Below are 17,022 nucleotides of genomic sequence, written 5' to 3' on the forward strand. Positions count from 1 at the left end.
CGCCGTAGGCGTGTTCATTTTTTCGCTTCCAGGGGGAATCACATGACTCGCCACATAACCCTGCGCACCCGCGCACTTCCGCTCGTGGCCGCCGCAGGGATACTGATGCCCGTCGCGGCGGGCGCGGCGCCCGCCTCCGCCGCCACCCCGCCTCAGGTCAGCTGCACGTCCGGCAAGGCCGGGCTCGCCGCCAAGCTCCAGAGGGACATCACCACCGCCCTCGCCACGCGTTCCGGCACCGTCGCCGTCGGCCTGCACGACCGCACCACGAAGACCACCTGCACGCTGCGCGCCACGTACGCGTACGACTCGGCCAGCATTGTGAAGGTGACCGTCCTCGCCACGCTTCTCTGGGACGCCAAGAAGACCAACCGGTACCTCACCACTCGCGAGACCAACCTCGCGACCGCCATGATCACCAAGTCCGACAACGCGGCTACCACCGCCCTGTGGAACCAGCTCGGCCTCACCAAGGTGAAGGGCTTCCTGACGGCTGCCGGCATGACGCGGACGGTGCCCGGATCCGGCGGCTACTGGGGGCTCACCCGGATCAACGTCACCGACGAGCAGCGGCTGCTCTCGCTGATCACCGCCAGGAACTCCGTCCTGAGTGACAACTCCCGCGCCTACATTCTCAAGCTCATGGGGAACGTCATCACCTCGCAGAGGTGGGGCACCACGGCCGGCGCGCCCTCCTCCGTGTCCAAGCACGTCAAGAACGGCTGGCTGCAGCGCGCCACGCGCGGCTGGCGCGTACACAGCATCGGTGCGTTCAAGGGCGCCGGCCACGACTACACCATTTCCGTGCTCAGCGACGGCAACAGCACGATGAGCTACGGCGTGAACACGATCCAGGCCGTGTCCAGGGTGATCCACCGGGATCTGGTCCCCACCGCCCCCACCGCGTCCGCTTACACGCCGACCACCACGCCCCAGGAGGCGTACGTCTCGGTACCCCAGGGCTGACGCGCGCCGGTCGCACGCGTTGCTTGAAGCGCAGTGGATGGCGGAAGACACCCTCGTGGTCCACGGCTCGGAGCGGCAGCGCCGGTGGCGCTGTCGATGGCCGCGCACAGGACGGCGAAGTCGTCCTCGATCAGCGTCCCGGGATCGTTGGCGAGCCCCTTGGGGATGCCCTGGACGCAGTGGACGACGGCACACAGCGCGACCCGTTGGTTCGCGTTGAGGAGGGCGATCTCGGCGGCGTCGTAGCAGAGGCCGTCGAGCCGTTCCCGCGCCGACTCCGGTACGCCGCCGTGCCCGCGCCGGTCGAGGCCGTCGCAGTCCGCCGGGTCCAGGCTGGTCATCGCCTCCTCGACGGCGTCGGCCACGGGCCGCAAATCCAGGCCCCGGCCTGGAGGGGGAGGGCGCGGATCCAGTCCGCGGCCCGCCATCCGACCGCTGCCGCCGCTGACGCGGGAGCCCCCGCCGTCAGCGGTGGGGGCTCTCGTCGGGTGATCTCGTGAAGTCGTCAGCGGAGCGGCACCACGTTCTCGGCTTGGGGTCCCTTGGGGCCCTGGGTGACGTCGTACTCGACGGACGCACCCTCGGCCAGTTCCTTGAAGCCGGTCGTCTGGATGGCGGAGAAGTGGACGAAGACGTCCGGACCGCCGTCGTCCTGCTGAATGAAGCCGAACCCCTTCTCCGCGTTGAACCATTTCACTGTGCCAGTCGCCATGAGTGCAGATCTTTCATCAGTTGTCTCGCGGGCCGCGGTGCGCAGCCACCCCGATACTCCCCACCTGCCCCGTGCGCCATACAAGCGGAGCACCCGCAAGGCGGCCCGCCCAGAGCGCTCACGGGCCGACCGTGGCGACGACGTAGCCCCCAACTTCGATGCGCACTCGACAATCGAGTCGAGTTCGGTGTGTGGGGCGGTGTGACCGACGGGAACGGCGCGCCAGGCTTCGCAGGCGTCCCCTCGTCGCGTCCTGGCGTGCGCTGCTGCAGAGCACACGTGCCGAGTACGAGCAGGGCACCGGGACGCTCCTCGAAGAACGCCCCAGGCAGCCCAAGGAACAGCAGCCTCTGTCACCGGAACAGGAACAGCCCGACGCCGGCGTGCCTGACCTCGTGCAGGCACGCCTCCGCCGTGCGGGCGTTGCTGGAGGACGAGACTTTACGGAGGGACCGATCAGCGCAGACGAGCGCGTGTGCCTGCTCAGAGCCGTGGAACCGCAGGCGACCCCCTCGTGGGCGTGCCCGGTCGGTCTCGTGCGGTGTGCTGGGCACCGAGCGGTTCGCGTACACGTGCCGTGTCCCCTCGGAGTCGGGGTGCGCTGCGGGGCCGGCGTACTCGGTAGCGTGATCGTCTACCGCATGGAGTGACCATGTGCCCGGCTGCTCCCTACGAGGGCTTCCGGCGGAGAGGGACGAGGCTGCGATGAGTGAACGGACGAAACCCGAGATCGCTGTTCCGCAGGGTGATGCTCCCACCGAGCTGACGATCCGGGACCTCGTCGTCGGAGACGGGGACGAGGCGAAGCCGGGCAGAGTCGTCCGGGTCCACTATGTCGGGGTCACCTTCGAGACCGGAAAGGAGTTCGACGCTTCCTGGGATCGTGGCCAGCCGTTCAAGTTCGCCGTGGGCGGTGGCAGGGTCATCAAGGGCTGGGACCGGGGAATCAGGGGGATGAAGGTCGGCGGTCGGCGCGAGATCATCGTTCCCCCGCGCCTCGGCTACGGCAAGCAGTCGCCCTCGCCGCTGATTCCTGCGGGCTCTACGTTGATCTTCGTGGTGGACCTGCTCTCGGTCTGAGGCTGGCCTGCTGTTTTCAGGATCTGCGGCATGGCGACCAGAATCGTGCAGATCAGTACGAAGGCCCAGGACGGCTCCGTCCTCGGCCTGTTCTGGGCGGAGGCAGACCCGGTCGGGGGGCTCGACAGCGAGGGACCCGGCGCGAACAACCTCGAAGCCGCGGCTTGTTCCTCGCAGCAGCGGGCGGGGCGGACTTGCCGTACTTTGCAGGGCGAGCTAGCCGTATTGAGTACGTCTGCCGGCTTGCGAGCCGGAGCCGCTCCAGAGCTTCCACGACCTCTACCACCTCGGCTCGATGAGGAGGCCGAGCCGGCCACGGCTGTGGCTGTGGCTGTGGCTGTGGCTGTGGCTGCAGCCGCGGAACGTGGACCGCTCCCCGGTACACGGTCGGCTTCTGCCAGGAGAACTCCGCGGTTTCCTCCCCTGGCCCGCTCTGCACGTGGCGCTGCACGACCCTGCTCGCACGCCATGTGCTCAGCCCGCTACGGGCGATCCCGAACCACCGTGGGACAACCGCGATGACTGCCCGTACGACGGTGAGGCCCGGCCATGGGACGGCCTGCTCGTCCTCGCGTCACCCTACGCAGGTCATCCTGGCCACCCCCGGCGCCCGGGCACAGAGGCCGTTTACCGGACAGCCCTTGGTTCGGTGCACACGGCCGCGGCCGGATCCGGTGGCATCGATCCGGACGGGACGGCCTGTCACGCGGCAGGACGTTTCCGGCCCCTGCGGAAGTCCGACGCCGTGTCCTTATGACCGGCCCCGCAGACCGGCGGAGTACAGGGGCCGACTGCCGCCAGGAGGACCACCTCGTCCGCGTCGTCGTACCGACAGTCCTAGCCATGCTCTGCCCCCGGGCCTGGCCCCCGGTGCACCTGCTGGGGTTCAGCAAGGGAGGCTTCGCCGCCCTCAACCTCTTGACCCGACATCCCGGCCTCTTCGCCGTGGCCAGCGTTTGGGACGCCTCGCTGCTCAGCGACCGGCGCCCACCCGCAGCTCGTGGAGGTCGCCGGCAGCACCGCACGGCTCGACGAGTACGGCGTACGGCAGAACCTGCGCCGCCACGCGGCCGCCCTCCACCGAGCCCGCCGCATCGCTTTCGGCGGCATCGGCACCCTGGAAGCGGACTGGACCGCCGGGCGCCGACTCCTCGAAACGCTCGGCATCCCCACTACTCCTACCAGGACGCCTCGGCCGACCACCGGTGGACACCGCGTGGCTCGCCCCCGAGGTCCGGCACCTTCTCGCCCTCGAGAGCGGACTCCTCCCGGACACGGGCGTTCGGGAGGTGTGATGGGGGAGGATGGGAGGGCTGATCAGTCGTCGACGACCGTCTGCACGATCTGTTCGTCCAGGCCCGGCTGGTGGGGTCGGCTGCGGGCCGCGCAGGACGTAGGAGAGGTGGCCGCGGGCTTCGGCGAGCAGGTGGTGGCGTTTGAGCGCGCCGCGCATCACGTACACCACGGCGACAACGTCGACGGCCGCCAGGGCGGTGTCGACGACCGGCCGCACCCGCGCCCACACCGCCGCGGCCGCCGCCCGAGCCCGCTCCACGAGCCGGTCGCCGACGTCGGCGTCGCCATACGCCCGGATCACTGAGGTGCGCCATCGCTCGCGCGGCTCGGTCAGCGACAGCAGCTCGGTGCGCTTGGGCGGGTGGGTCTGGTCGGCGGCCTGGCACGCCAGCGCGTAGGAGGCCTGCTCCCCCGGCGCGTACCCCTGCCGGGGCGAGGCCGGTAGGTGCGGGGGTCGGTGTGTTCGGAGATCTCAAGCGGTCCGGAGAGCGCCTGGTGCAGCGGCTCGATCCACTCCTGAGCAGCTCGCGCCGTTCGCGGCCCTTGATCCGGTACGTGGCGCCGCAGGCCGCCGTGGCGAGCGCGGCCATCGGAGCGCCGTAGGTGAGGACCTCGGTCACGACGTCGGGTTGGTGGAGATAGCCGTACGCTCCGCCCACAGCCGCGGCGAGGGCGCCCGTGCGCACCGCGAGCCGGTGCCAGCCGGCCCGGTAGGAGGCGCGGCGGACCGGTCCGCCGACGTGCCTCACCACGACACGGCGGCCCGGCTGCCAAACGTCGCATCCGTACGACACACACCGTCTAGGTCCTGGTCGGCGAAGAAACGGGGGCCGGCGACCTCGGCCAGGTTGTCGAGAGCCTCGTCGAGACCACGGGAAGAGGGAGAGGACATCAACGGCTCCGCGAAAGGATCTGCGGCACACAGATCTCCTCACCCTTCGGTACAGGCCTCACCACCGCCCCACCAGTGCCGTCTCGGTTTTGGCAACAACCACCGCCCGCGCCACAGTGAGTCACCGCTGCCGTACCAGGTAGGAACGTGATGAAGGAAGACCGTCAATTACAACTCGCTCAGTCACCCGGTCGCGGTGAAGCGCCGTGACGTGTGTGGATCGCGATCGGCTGCTGGAACTCCGTGCACGAGATCGGCCACCATGTCCGTGAGGAAGACGGAGAACGGGAGGTGCCGGGGCGTCCGCGCGTACCCAGAAGTCCGGCCCCGCAAAGGACACGGCCGTCGACCACACGTCCGAGGTCCTGCGCGACGCCGGTCACCCTGGCGACCGCGCGCCGATCCGGGACGCCGCGTGACCTTCCGCCTCAGCATTCCTGCCGACGTCCTCGACAGGAATTAACTGGCTTCGCTCACGTGAAGTAGCAACGATTGGTCAGCGGTTCGGGCAGCAGTCGGTGGCCCTGGGCGCTGCGGATGTTCCCCAGAACCCACGTCATCCCTAGGTGATGAGGATCCGGATCGGGATGAGTTGTTGATCTTGTCGGTGCTGGCACCCGGTGAGGCATCCTGGTGTGATGAATGATGTCGAGGCGACGTGGCAGTTGTGGTTGTCCGGACTCACGCCGTCGAAGCGAGCCGCAGCGGAGTCGCTTCGGACGCAGTTCGAGGCCCTTGGCGCGCCTGACGCGCCAGCTTGGGCACGGTCTGAAATTGATGAGAACCGACCGCAACTGGCACGCTTCGTGCTGCTCCGCTCCTTGTGGCGGGGCCCGATCGACGGCTGGTCCGACCCGGGGGCTTTGGAACAGGTGGCGGCCGCTCGGCGCTTGTTGGAAGCGGGGGCAGACCGGGAGGATCTGGTGCTGCTGACTCGGGCCATCGCCTATGAAGCGGTATTCGCCGTGATGGACGAGCTCGACTGCGGCGGCGACGTGAACGTGTCCGGGGTCCACGCTGGCTGGTCGGTCATGGAGACCGGTGAGGACGGACGTCCCACCGGCCGCCCCCTCTTGGGTCTTCACGAAGATCTCTTGACGTTGGATCCGAGTGGGCGCGGTGGTGCGGACTTGTGGAGTGAGATCACCAGACCAGGCTGGGTGGTTGCCCCGTGACTGCGCGGTCGCAGCAGCGAAGAGCCAGGGTGCCGCTTCAGGAGGTGGCCGGGTGTGGCGAACATGCCCGCCAAGACGCTCCGGCGGATCCAGCGCGGGCGGGGCGGAGTGGTCGCGTGTCAGCAGGAGCGGGGCCGGCCCTGATCGTGTGATCGAGGCCGGTCCGGTGGCATCGGGGGTGGTCAGACGGCGATGGTGGCGAGGTTGCCGGGTTCGTAGGCGCCGCCCTGGTTGTTGAGGATCACGCCGAGCCGGTTGGTCGCGTTGATCATGGCGATCAGGGAGACCAGTGCGATGACCTGGTCGTCGTCGTAGTGCGTGCGCACGCGGGCCCAGGTCTCGTCGGAGACGCCCTCGTAGCCGTCGATGATGCGCGTACCCTCCTCCGTGAGGGCCAGCGCGGCCCGTTCGGCCTCGGTGAACACGGTGGAGTGGCGCCAGGCGGCGACCAGGTTCAGCCGGGCGGAGGTCTCGCCTGCGGTCGCAGCGTCCTTGCTGTGGATGTCGACGCAGAAACCGCAGCCGTTGATCTGGCTGGCGCGCAGCTGCACCAGCTCCTGGGTCGGCTTGGGCAGCGGCGACTCCTGGATCACCTGGCTGACGGCGAAGATGCGCTTGCCGATCCTGGAGCCGATCTCGTGAGCGAACAGGTTCATACGGGGTTCCATCACAACGTCCTCGCTTGTGGAATCGTGCGCCGCGCGGTTCGTCCGCGCAGCGTCCTGACGCACACAAGGCGCCGGCCGCCACCGCGTTGTGACAGGACAGCGATGTGACGACGGCCACCGAGCTTCCGTGTCACAAGACGATGAGCGGCGGCGTCTTGTGCGTGACACGAACATGAGGCGCAGCAGGCAGGAGCCGACGATGGACGAGCGCACCGAGCGGGCGACCGGCGTGAGCGGGCACGGTCCTCGCGCCCCGGGGGCGGACTGTGCCACCGAGGCGTTCGTCGCCCATCGCAACCTGTTGTTCACCGTTGCCTACGAGATGCTCGGCTCCGCCGCCGACGCGGAGGACGTCCTCCAGGAGACCTGGCTGCGCTGGGCGGGCGTCGACCACACCGCGGTGCGGGAACCCCGCGCCTTCCTGGTCCGCATCACCACGCGCCAGGCGCTGACCCGGCTGCGTACGCTGCGTCGGCGCAAGGAGTCCTACGTCGGACCCTGGCTGCCCGAGCCCCTGCTCACCGCGCCCGATGTCGCCGAGGACATCGAATTGGCCGACAGTATCTCCATGGCGATGCTGCTCGTGCTGGAGACGCTCGCGCCGACCGAGCGGGCTGTGTTCGTGCTGCGCGACGTCTTCGATGTCGGATACGACGAGATCGCGCAGGCCGTCGACAAGTCTCCCGCCGCGGTCCGGCAGATCGTCCACCGCGCACGGGCCCACGTCGCGGCGCGCCGGCCGCGCGAGGCCGTCTCCCCGGCCCAGACGCGCAAGGCGCTCGCGGCTTTCCAACAGGCCGTCGAAAGCGGCGACTTGCAACGCCTGCTGGACATGATCGCTCCGGACGTCGTACTGCTGACCGACGGCGGCGGAGTCGTACGGGCCGCACTGGAGCCCGTCGTGGGCGCCGAAGCGGTGGTCTACGTCCTCAGCAGGCTCACGTCCGCGGCCTTCCAGCCGGCACAGGTCAACGGCCACCCGGCACTGATCCTGCGCACGGGCGGCGAGACCGACACCGTCCTGGCGGTACGCCTCGAGGGCGGCCTCATCACTGGGCTCTACGCCGTCCGCAACCCCGAGAAGCTGACACACATCGACCGGGAGACCGCCGTGGGCCGCTGAGCCCCAGCTAATCGTCAGCTCGTCTCGGACCGCACCTTGAGAGGGGTGCCCCGCAGCCAGAAGCCGTAGCCCTGGGGCAGGTCGACGGCCCGCGTCCGAGTATCGGATGGGGGCGCGGGCCTTGTCCGTCCAGACGCGTAGCGGACGAGTCCCGCGATTGCTCCAGGCCGTCGGTTGCTCGTTGTCCGGCAGGGTCGCCCGCTTTGTGGGCAAGCTGTAGCCCTCCCTCGGCCACCCGCACCACGGCCACCCATGTCAACCGCTGCGCCCACGGATACTCCTCCGAGTACAACTCCCCCGACCATCCGCCCCTGTTCCCGCACGAGCCGCAGCGGCCGTCCGCCCAGGTACGCGGGCCGGGCCGGATCGCCGTCACCACCGCCGACTGCGACACGGAGGCCCTCGCCCCCTCTGAGAGCCGCATAGACTTCGTCGACGATGTCGCCCCGGGAGGCCGCTGACGCCGCCGGCGGGTGAGCCTCGGCGAGCGTCGCCGCTCAGGTGTGATCCGCCCCCCTACCGACACAGGTCAGGAGCCCTCCCATGCGCCACTTCGACGTCGAGACACTGCCTACGGGCCCATGGCACAACGGCGGCGGCGCGACCAGGGAGATCACCTCCCGGCCGGCAGACGGCCAGCAGTTCGGGTGGCGCGCCAGCATCGCCGACATCGACCGCGACGGACCGTTCTCGGTATTCCCCGGAATCGACCGGACGCTCACCTTGCTGGCGGGCGACGGCGTACGGCTGACCAGCCCGGGGAAGTTCGAGCGGCTGCCGGTGCGGACAGGCGAGCCGTTCACGTTCTCCGGCGACCTCGCGATCACCGCCGAACTCCCCAGCGGTTCCTGCCAGGTTCTCAACATCATGGTGCGGCGCGGCCGCTGGGCCGCCCGGGTGAGCCGGGTCGCCGGCCCTGTCGCCCCGCCGTCCGCACACGCCGGGGTGTTCCACGTCCTGCGCGGCCGCTGGCAGGCCGACCACGACGGGCACGTCCTGGCGCCCGGCCAGGGCCTGTGGTGGGACCAGAGCGACAACACACCGGGCCGAGGCGTCACTCCGCTGTCACCCGACGCCACAGCCCTGTGGGCCGACCTCACACCTGCCCTGGGTTGAATGCCCAGTCCCTAGCCGTGGCCGGGTGCTGTGTCGAGCGATCCGGGGGGTCGTGGAAGGCTCGTTCGGGGCGATCGCGACGCTGTTCTTCTCCTCGCGGTCGGTCAGTACCTGGAGGAGGAGTTCCATGCCGCCGCGGTCGGGCCGTAAATGCGTTCGCCCGATCATGGTCCCCTGTCTAAGGTCAGCGGCGTGGCAACGAAACTCAACCAGATCATCGCAGTGGAGAAGGGCGTCAAGTCCCGGGCGCACCAGGACCTGACGGCGGCTCATCACGGGCTGCAGAAGCCCGCGTTGCTCGCCGGCATCTCCCGTACGTACCAGCCGAAGGACGAGGAGGGCGAGCAGCTGCCGCCCGAGTCGACTCTGGTGCAGGTGAAGGCCGAGGACGTGCTGCGCGACACCGCGCGGGCGCTGACGCGTCTCTTCGACGTGACGGCCACCAAGGACTGGGCGAACTGCGAGGCCCGGGCCGACATCTCGGTCGACGGTCGCGTGCTCGTGGAGCGGGTGCCCGTCGCGTATCTGCTCTTTCTCGAGAAGCAGTTGACGGACATCAACACCTTCATCCGCAAGCTTCCGGTGCTGGACGCCGCCGAGTCGTGGACGCAGGACCCGTCGACCGACGCGTGGAAGACGGAGGTCGTCCGCACGGTCCGTACGAAGAAGGTGCCGCGCAACCACGTCAAGGCGGAGGCGACGGACAAGCACCCGGCGCAGGTCGAGGTCTACTACGAGGACATACCGGTCGGGTACTGGACCACGGTGAAGTTCTCGGGCGCGCTGCCGGCCCGGCGGGTCAACGAGTTGCTCGAGCGCGTGGAGAAGCTCCAGCAGGCGGTCAAGTTCGCCCGCGAGGAGGCCAACAGCGCCGAAGTCACCGACCAGCGGGTCGGCGACGCCGTGTTCGGCTACCTCTTCGGGTAGCCGGGACACCACAGACTCCCCGGCCGCAGTACGCGGTCGGGGTGCGCGAGGAGCGCAAAGCTGAAGCTGAGCCTTGTCGTGACATCCGCGGTTCCAGTGGTGGTTCGAGTCCTCCTCCCGGCACTTCTCGCCGGGATGGCCCAACCAGGCAGAGGCAGACCGCGGTCAATCTCAGACTATTGCTCCAGACTCAGCATGCGCCGCTCATCGCCGGATCGACCGGGCCCGGGCCCTGGTGCGTCGAAATGCCAGTTCGAATCTGGTCCGCCGAGCTCGATCGGCGGTGGTCCAAAGGCAGGACGCGACGCAATGACGAATGACCCGGGTCCTCAAGTGTGCCGGCGTGTGATGTGAGCGGCATCGACAGGGTCCGGGGGCAGGCTACGCCCTCGGACCCGCTCCTTTTCCCCGCTTCCCGCGAGGGCCGCTTGACCTTGACACGGTGACAAGGACTTCACTGCTTGCCGAGGAGGTGGTTCCGATGACCACGATCAGGCGGGACACGGATGTCCTGCGAGCGCTCCAGGGCCTGGAGGACGGCCGTTCGTCCGTGCGGCTGCGGGCGGCGCTGGCGGTCGGTACGGCACCGGACGCGCGCTTCGTCGGCAAGCTCGTCGAGCGCAGCGCGATCGAGCCGGAGTTCTTCGTCCGCGACATGCTGACCTGGGCGCTCACGCGGCACCCGGTGTCCCTCACGCTTCCCGAGCTGCTCCGTGAACTCCGCTCGGAGGGTGCGCAGGCGCGGAGCCAGGCCCTGCACACCCTTTCCAAGATCGGAGACCGGAAGGCGTGGCCGGCGATCACCCGGGCGCTCCTGTCCGACGCCGACGAGGACGTGGCGAGGAGCGCCTGGCGGGCCGCGGTCGTGCTCGTACCGGAAGGTGAGGAGGCCGGGCTGGCCGCGGTGCTCGCGACCCAGCTCGGGCGCGGTGGGCGGGAGACGCAGCTGAGTCTCAGCCGGGCGCTCGTCGAACTGGGGGACGTCGTCGTGCCGGCTCTGGGTGCTGCCTCGGCGGCCTCCGACCGGCGTGTGCGGGCGCACGCGCTCGCCACGGAACGACTCCTTCGCGATCCTGACGCCGGGTTCGGGTTCGCGATCGAGGAGGCGAAGCGCGTCGTGGCGCTCGGCGGGTCCGGTCGGGAGGGATGATGGGACGTGTTGATCGGTGAGGTGGCGCGGCGGTCCGGGGTCAGTGCCCGCATGCTCAGGCATTACGAGTCGCTCGGCCTGGTGCGGCCTTCGGGCCGTACGGGCTCGGGCTATCGGGAGTACTCCGGTGACGACATCCGGCGGATCTTCCACATCGAGAGCCTGCGGTCGCTGGGTCTCTCGTTGCGTGAGATCGGGCGTGCGCTCGACGATCCCGGCTTCGCTCCTTCGGCGCTCGTCACCGACCTCGTCCGTCAGGCGCGGGAGCGCATCGCGGCCGAGACCGAGCTGCTCACGCGGCTCCGCCGGATCGACGCCGCGGATCCCTCCGACTGGGAGGACGTCCTCCAGGTCGTCGCGGTCCTCCAGGCCCTGCGGTCGACGAGCGCCGACGCGCGTCAGCGCGCGGCCCTTTCCTCGGTCGACGAGGTTCCGGTTCCGGTGGAGGCTCTCGTCGAGGCGGTACTGAGCGAGGCGGATCCCGTCGTCGCCGGAGCCCTGCGGTGGGCTCTGGCGCGGTCGGGCGACGGCGGCACTGCGCTGCTGGCGGAGGGCCTCGGCTCGCCGGTGGCCGCGGTGCGGGAGCGTGCGGTCCAGTCCCTCGCCGAGCTGCCCGGCGGTGAGGCGGCCGCCCGGCTGCGGGACGCCCTCGCTCACCCCGATGCCGTGGTCCGCGGGCATGCGGCTCTGGCGCTCGGGATACGTGGAGTGGACGACGCGATCCCGACGCTCTTCGACATGATCGTGGCGGGGAGGAACGACACCGACGCGGCCGATGCGCTGAGCTCGCTGGCGAACGACCCCGCGACGGCGGAGCGGGTCGCCACCGGGCTCGTGGACCGCCTTACGGCCGACGCCGTCGAAGCGACCGTACGCGTACGGCTGACCCAGGCGCTGGCGGACATCCCGGGGAGCACGGCGTCGCATGCCCTCGTGGAGCTGTCGCGTGACGGGGACCGTGCCGTCGCGCTGACCGCGACGTACCTTCTGCGGCTGCGCGACGCACGGTGACGTCCCCTACAGGCCGAACTCGAGGTGCTCGATGTCCGTGAAGCGGACCTCCTCCAGGTTCCCGGCGCGCCGGCCGCTGTCCTGGAAGTACACCTCCTTGAGCGCCTCGGCGGCGATCTCCCTCAGATGGGCGTCGGTGGCGCCGGCCTCCTGGGCGTCGAAGAGGCGGGCCGCGTACTGCGGGGGCAGGGCGACGGTCAGGTGCCGGACGCGGTCCTGGTCCGTGGAACCGATCGGCGCGGTGTAGCCGAGGCGGGCGCGGGTGTCGATGACGATGCCGCCGGTCGACGCCGCCTTCTCGCGGGCCTTGGCCTTGACCTGCGGTTGCCAGCGGGCCTTCACCGCGCGGTCCAGGCGCGCCGCCAGGTCCGGGCGCGGCTTCTTGATCTGGTCCTTCACGTACCGCTCGACCGTGCGCTGGGAGATCCGCAGCATCTGGGCGACGACCTTGGTTCCCTTGTACTGCTTGACCAGGTACCGCATCTGCGCGCCTGCGCTCTTGGGCACCGGGCGGGTGAACGCCTGCTGCACCGCCTTGTCGAGGCCGTCCCCGAACAGGGTCATCTCGTGTGCTCCTACTCTCCGTCGTCGGCGTCGGTGACGGTGCCGTCCTTGATGTAGCGGGCGAGGTTGAGTGCGGGGGCGTCGAACTGCTCCCGGACGCCTTCTCCCCACAGGACGGTCTGGGTGCCTTCCCACTTCACCAGGCCGGGGTTCACGCCGAGCTTGAAGCCGCCCGGCAGCGGCTTGCCCTGGCGGTAGGGCAGGAAGTCGAGCGGGCTCTCGCCGTCGGCGGCGTACACGACGCAGTCGGAGAGGATCGCGACCGGGTACTGGCCGGTGAACGCGGCGTGCTTGACGATCTTGCGGTGGAGGTTGACGCGGGTACGGGAGATGACGGCGGCGCGGATGTCCGGCCGCCACGTCGGGCGGGACAGGGCCCGCCACGGCTCGCCCGGCCGCCAGCCCTCCCCGCGCGGGCGTTCGCGCAGCTTGCCCAGGCCGCCCTTCACGGTCGCCTTGATCGCCGTGACGACGGTCGCGAGCTCCGGGTCACGGCTCCGGTAGCCGTCCATCGCCTTCAGGAACTCCTCCGGCGGGACGTCGGCGGCGACGCCGAGGTCGGCCATCGTGTCGAGGTAGGCGTCGCGGAGCCGGTTGTACCAGCCGTCCAGGTAGCGGCCGGTGTCGTACCGGACCCAGGCCTCGATCGGCCGGACGTCGTAGCCGAGTTCCACCGCGTACGCGACGGTCGGGGTCGCGTACCAGGCGGGGCCCTCGGGGCGGTCGCCCTTCGGTGTGAACGGGCTCGGCAGCAGGGTGCCGTCCAGCTCGGCCCACTTGTCCTTGGCGAGCTTCACCCGCGACAGGTCGGCATGGGACAGGTCGACCAGCCACGAGCCGGGCTGCTTCGGGTCGAAGACCGGCCGCCTGACGTGCGTCGGCGCGCCGAGGCCGACGATCAGGCCGTTGGCACCGGCGGCGAAGGCCATGTTCACGTCGAGGCCCACCAGGTTGCGGCGGGTGCATTCCTCGTCCGTCATGGGCCGGGCCCAGTCGTACGCCTCCTCGAAGACCTTCTCGGCGGGGCCCCGGATGTGGAAGCGGGGCAGGTCCTTGAGTACGGGGTGGCCGTCGGGCGCCTCGCACGGCGCCGGGTCCACCGGGTCCTTCCCCAGCGAGCCGGGGTTGTGCTCGGAGCGCCTGCGGCCGTCGGCGTCGGGCGCGGAGGCGCGGGTCGGCGGGTGCAGGGCGGTCATGAGTTCCAGGCCGGTCACCGCTGTGGAGCCGCGCGGCGTCATCACCCTGGTCGCGAAGACGCCCAGGACCCGGGCGAGGTCCGCCGGGGCCAGTTGGGCGGCTGCGCCCCAGTGCCGGGTGTCGAGCGCGTTCCAGGACGGGATGCACAGCTGCACGCAGGACCGCTCCGATCCCGTGGCGGGGCGGTAGATCCGCGCCCACGGGCCGAAGCCACGCCCGGTCAGCTTCCAGTCGGAGCGGGCCAGTTGTCTGATGACCTTGTGGCCGTCGGGGATCCGTCCGGCGAGCTGCTCCTCCTCGGTGAGGGTGACCGGCAGGCCGTAGCGCTCCAGGGCAGCCGCGGTGAGGACGAGAAGCGGGTCGGCGTCCTTGCCGGGGCCGGACAGCTTCGGCTGCCCGAGCCTGGCTTCCGTGAGTGTCCAGTCGACCAGGGCCGGAACGGACTTGGCGGGCACGTCCAGGACCAGGCCGCCGGGGCAGTACGCCGACACCTGCCCGTCGGTGTCGACGTCGACGACCGCGAGCGGGCCGTTCTCGAAGCGGGGGTCGGTTGCTGTGCTCGCCGGGGTGTCCGCTGGGGGGCGGGCTGAGGCCTGGGCCGTCGTCACCGTGCTGGGGCGGCGGGGCGGCGAGGTGTTCCCGGCGGTGCGTGCCGGGGGCGGTGGGGTGGGCTGGGTCCGCTCGGCCGAGGGGGCTGGGACGGTCTGGGTGTTCCTGTCCTCGGTCATGACCGGGGTCTGCGGCGCGGGGGCCGCCTGGCCGGGGGCCGTCTCGGGTACTCCCCCGGGTTCGTCGGACGCCGTCGGGGGCGCCGGCGGGGCGGGGTAGAGCTTCGCGAGGCCCGCGAGGAGGCGCGCGTACGCGTCGCGCTCCGGCGGGCGGGCCTCCGTCTTGCCCGACTCCCAGCCGCTGAGCGTGGCCCTGCGTACCTTCAGCGCGGCGGCGACCTCGTCCAGGGTCAGGCCGTGCGCCGTACGCAGCCGCTTGCGCTCCTCCGGCGGGGGCAGCGGGGCACGGGACGCGAGCAGTGCGTCGACCGCCTCGAACAATTCGGACATGAGAGGACCTCCTGTCGAGACCCTATCCAATGGACCGTACGGATCGCGCACCATCACCGTACGATTCGCGTACGAATCGCGTGCGGGTGGCCTCCCGCCACTGTGCCGCTGACTTTTGGAATGCTCGTCTTCGACGAGGTACCGCCCTTCGACGTGCTGGTGATCGCCGGCGGTGTCACCACGGCGGTCGAGGGGGACCCGGCCAGACATCCGGGTGGGCACGGGACGTCCGACGGGTCGGCGGCGGCGACATCGTCACATCCGCCGGCATCAGCGCGGGCATCGACGCGAGCCTGCACATCGTGGGCCGGCTTTTCGGGGAGCCACTCGCCCGCCGTACCGCCCGCCAGATGGAGTACGTGTGGACGGGGGGACCGGGTCTACAGGTGCTCGGTGAGCAGCTCCGCCAGGTGGTCGGCGAACCCCGTGATCCAGTCCAGCCGCGGCCCGTCGCGGGCGATGCGGAATCCGTGGCGGCGGCCCCAGAACGCAGCCTGCACGGCATGGAACTGGGCCCAGCGCCGGGTCCGTACCCGATCGACTTCCGCGGCTTCGGCGAAGACGTCCAGGGTGCGGAGGACGGCCCCGCGCAGGTCCTGCGCCTCGAGTAGTGCCGGCGCGCGCGACTTGAGCAGGGTGCCGCCGTCGTAGGCGGGGTCTCCCGCGTGTCCCTTGGGGTCCACGGCTAGCCAGGGCTCACGCTCTGCACACAGGATGTTCCTGGCGTGGAGGTCACCATGGATTAGCGTGTCCGGCTGGACGCGGCCCAGCTCGCGGACGGTGGCCACGGCGGCGCCCACCACATGGCGCGGCAGTGCGTGCGTCAGCTCTGTAGCGTCCTTGTGTAGTTGTTCCTCCCACAGACCGGCCTGGTCTTTCAGCCGGGGCAGGTCCGGCGGCGCGGGGACGGCCAGTCGCCGACTGATCCGTCCTGCGACCGTCATCGCCTCGTCGCCGTCCTCGACCTCGGCCAGGGTCGTGGTGCGGACCCGCTCGAGCAGCATCGCGAAGCGCTCGTCGTCGCGCTCGTGCAGCAGGACCGCTCCGAGGCCGCCCCACGCCACGAGAGCGTCCGGCTCATGGACGTTGCCGGGGTGCGGATAGGACACCTTCAGTACGGCCGCACCCCCGGTCCGTCGCCGGACGGGGACGATAAGGCCGACGCCCCCGTGCATGACCTTCCCGTCCGGTACGCACTCCCAGCGTCCCAGCAGTTCTTCCACGATCGTGGGGAGTTCCCGGAGCCACGCCGCGCCGGGCTCCTTCTCACGCTCTGTGGTGCTCTGCGCGAACGCCGCTGGTATCTCGATCATCCGGGCACCTTACGCGCCGGTCCGACGCCCCCTGCAGACTGCCGCCGTCGCGTCCGCCGTCGCGGCCGTGGGTCGTCCGCCGGATTGTCCGTCCCTGAGCGCAGCAGGTCTCCCGGCGGGCACTTGTCAGGTGGACACGCGGTCCTGGAGGGCCGACTGCCAGGCGGGGGCCGGCGTGGTGGGTTCGGTTTCGGGGCGGCGGCCTCCCTGGGCGAAGAAGTCGACCAGGGGGAGCAGGGCCGCCCCGACCGTGACCGCTTCCGGGCCGAGGGTGCCCAGGGCGATGCCGGTGCGGCTCGCCGGGTACTTGAGGGCGTACTCCGTGGCGTAGTTCTTGACCGTTTCGAGGAAGCGGGTGCCCAGTTGGAGGCCGGCCCAGCCGCCGACGAGGATGCGTTCGGGCTGGAAGAGGTTGATGAGGTCGGCGAAGCCGGCGCCGAGGTATTCGGCTGTCTCCTCCAGGACCGCGAGTGCCTTCTCGTCGGGGACAGTGTGTGGGTCGGCCGGGTAGGCGGCGGCGAGCATCGCCGTCAGCGCCGTCTCCTCGTCCGCGCCCGCCGGGGGTTCGCCTCCGGCCTCCCGCCACCGTTCCAGGAGGGCTTCCGCGCCCGCGTACGCCTCCAGGCAGCCCTGGGCTCCGCAACGGCAGCGGCGACCCCGCACCCGTACCGTCAGATGACCCCACTCCACCGCCCGCCCCGGACCCAGCGGGTCCGTGACCACGCAGGCGCCAACGCCCGAGCCGAAGAGCACGACCACCGCACTTCGCGCGCC

The 17,022-nt window shown here is 70.5% G+C and carries 16 protein-coding genes and 3 pseudogenes; 10 read left to right on the plus strand and 9 right to left on the minus strand.

What is annotated here, in order from left to right; genetic code table 11:
- Positions 1-42: 42 nt before the first annotated feature.
- On the plus strand, positions 43-966 hold the full coding sequence (locus ABT034_RS33900; protein WP_351220946.1) for a serine hydrolase: 924 nt from the start codon (positions 43-45) through the stop codon (positions 964-966).
- Here ABT034_RS33900 and ABT034_RS33905 read toward each other — a convergent pair.
- Positions 912-1,331 (minus strand): hypothetical protein, encoded by a 420-nt coding sequence (locus tag ABT034_RS33905; RefSeq protein WP_351220947.1) that lies wholly within the window; start codon positions 1,329-1,331, stop codon positions 912-914. The genes ABT034_RS33900 and ABT034_RS33905 overlap by 55 nt on opposite strands.
- A 140-nt stretch (positions 1,332-1,471) precedes the next feature.
- The gene (locus tag ABT034_RS33910; protein ID WP_351220948.1) at positions 1,472-1,678 is read right to left on the minus strand and encodes a cold-shock protein; all 207 of its coding nucleotides are present in this window, start codon (positions 1,676-1,678) and stop codon (positions 1,472-1,474) included.
- Between the two features lie 153 nt (positions 1,679-1,831).
- Between ABT034_RS33910 and ABT034_RS33915 the strand changes: the two are divergent.
- Both ABT034_RS33915 and ABT034_RS33920 read left to right on the plus strand, forming a co-directional pair.
- Positions 1,832-1,989: pseudogene (locus ABT034_RS33915) on the plus strand (WhiB family transcriptional regulator); the annotation flags it as partial.
- A 394-nt stretch (positions 1,990-2,383) separates the two neighbouring features.
- On the plus strand, positions 2,384-2,758 hold the full coding sequence (locus ABT034_RS33920) for an FKBP-type peptidyl-prolyl cis-trans isomerase (RefSeq protein ID WP_351220949.1): 375 nt from the start codon (positions 2,384-2,386) through the stop codon (positions 2,756-2,758).
- Positions 2,759-4,078: 1,320 nt separating this feature from the next.
- On the opposite strand, the pseudogene ABT034_RS33925 reads toward ABT034_RS33920, so the two are convergent.
- Positions 4,079-4,484: pseudogene (locus ABT034_RS33925) on the minus strand (MobF family relaxase); the annotation flags it as partial.
- A gap of 1,100 nt (positions 4,485-5,584) precedes the next feature.
- Here ABT034_RS33925 and ABT034_RS33930 point away from each other — a divergent pair.
- Entirely contained in the window at positions 5,585-6,121 is a 537-nt protein-coding gene (locus ABT034_RS33930) for a hypothetical protein (protein ID WP_351220950.1), read from the plus strand.
- Between the two features lie 182 nt (positions 6,122-6,303).
- On the opposite strand, the gene ABT034_RS33935 is transcribed toward ABT034_RS33930, so the two are convergent.
- A complete protein-coding gene (locus tag ABT034_RS33935) occupies positions 6,304-6,789 on the minus strand; it encodes a carboxymuconolactone decarboxylase family protein (protein WP_351220951.1) in 486 nt (161 codons plus the stop codon).
- A gap of 199 nt (positions 6,790-6,988) precedes the next feature.
- Here ABT034_RS33935 and ABT034_RS33940 point away from each other — a divergent pair, with 199 nt between their 5' ends.
- The 3 genes from ABT034_RS33940 to ABT034_RS33950 all read left to right on the plus strand — a co-directional run bounded on the left by ABT034_RS33940 (position 6,989) and on the right by ABT034_RS33950 (position 9,028).
- A complete protein-coding gene (locus ABT034_RS33940; protein ID WP_351220952.1) occupies positions 6,989-7,912 on the plus strand; it encodes an RNA polymerase sigma-70 factor in 924 nt (307 codons plus the stop codon).
- Between the two features lie 203 nt (positions 7,913-8,115).
- Positions 8,116-8,373, plus strand: a complete 258-nt coding sequence (locus ABT034_RS33945) for a hypothetical protein (protein ID WP_351220953.1) — start codon at positions 8,116-8,118, stop codon at positions 8,371-8,373.
- Between the two features lie 82 nt (positions 8,374-8,455).
- Positions 8,456-9,028 carry a HutD/Ves family protein gene (locus tag ABT034_RS33950; RefSeq protein WP_351220954.1) on the plus strand — a complete coding sequence of 191 codons (573 nt, stop codon included), beginning with the start codon at positions 8,456-8,458 and terminating at the stop codon, positions 9,026-9,028.
- Positions 9,029-9,088: 60 nt separating this feature from the next.
- On the opposite strand, the pseudogene ABT034_RS33955 reads toward ABT034_RS33950, so the two are convergent.
- Positions 9,089-9,169, minus strand: a pseudogene (locus ABT034_RS33955) (IS21-like element helper ATPase IstB); the annotation flags it as partial.
- Positions 9,170-9,178: 9 nt separating this feature from the next.
- On the opposite strand from ABT034_RS33955, the gene ABT034_RS33960 reads away from it, so the two are divergent.
- From ABT034_RS33960 to ABT034_RS33970, 3 genes are all read left to right on the plus strand, one after another.
- On the plus strand, positions 9,179-9,955 hold the full coding sequence (locus ABT034_RS33960; protein ID WP_351220955.1) for a DUF7873 family protein: 777 nt from the start codon (positions 9,179-9,181) through the stop codon (positions 9,953-9,955).
- A gap of 481 nt (positions 9,956-10,436) precedes the next feature.
- Positions 10,437-11,105 carry a HEAT repeat domain-containing protein gene (locus ABT034_RS33965; RefSeq protein ID WP_351220956.1) on the plus strand — a complete coding sequence of 223 codons (669 nt, stop codon included), beginning with the start codon at positions 10,437-10,439 and terminating at the stop codon, positions 11,103-11,105.
- Positions 11,106-11,111: 6 nt separating this feature from the next.
- Positions 11,112-12,116, plus strand: coding sequence for a MerR family transcriptional regulator (locus ABT034_RS33970; RefSeq protein WP_351220957.1), 1,005 nt, complete (start codon positions 11,112-11,114; stop codon positions 12,114-12,116).
- Between the two features lie 6 nt (positions 12,117-12,122).
- On the opposite strand, the gene tpg is transcribed toward ABT034_RS33970, so the two are convergent.
- From tpg to ABT034_RS33990, 4 genes are all read right to left on the minus strand, one after another.
- Positions 12,123-12,680 (minus strand): telomere-protecting terminal protein Tpg, encoded by a 558-nt coding sequence (tpg, locus tag ABT034_RS33975; RefSeq protein WP_351220958.1) that lies wholly within the window; start codon positions 12,678-12,680, stop codon positions 12,123-12,125.
- Positions 12,681-12,691: 11 nt separating this feature from the next.
- Complete coding sequence (tap, locus tag ABT034_RS33980) at positions 12,692-14,935, minus strand: telomere-associated protein Tap (protein ID WP_351220959.1); 2,244 nt, start codon at positions 14,933-14,935, stop codon at positions 12,692-12,694.
- A gap of 380 nt (positions 14,936-15,315) precedes the next feature.
- The gene (locus tag ABT034_RS33985; protein WP_351220960.1) at positions 15,316-16,248 is read right to left on the minus strand and encodes an aminoglycoside phosphotransferase family protein; all 933 of its coding nucleotides are present in this window, start codon (positions 16,246-16,248) and stop codon (positions 15,316-15,318) included.
- A 126-nt stretch (positions 16,249-16,374) separates the two neighbouring features.
- Positions 16,375-17,022, minus strand: a 648-nt coding sequence (locus tag ABT034_RS33990; protein ID WP_351220961.1) for an ROK family protein, incomplete at its 5' end; no start/stop codon positions are given.

This window comes from Streptomyces sp. NPDC002773 (assembly GCF_040295605.1).
Lineage (GTDB): Bacteria > Actinomycetota > Actinomycetes > Streptomycetales > Streptomycetaceae > Streptomyces.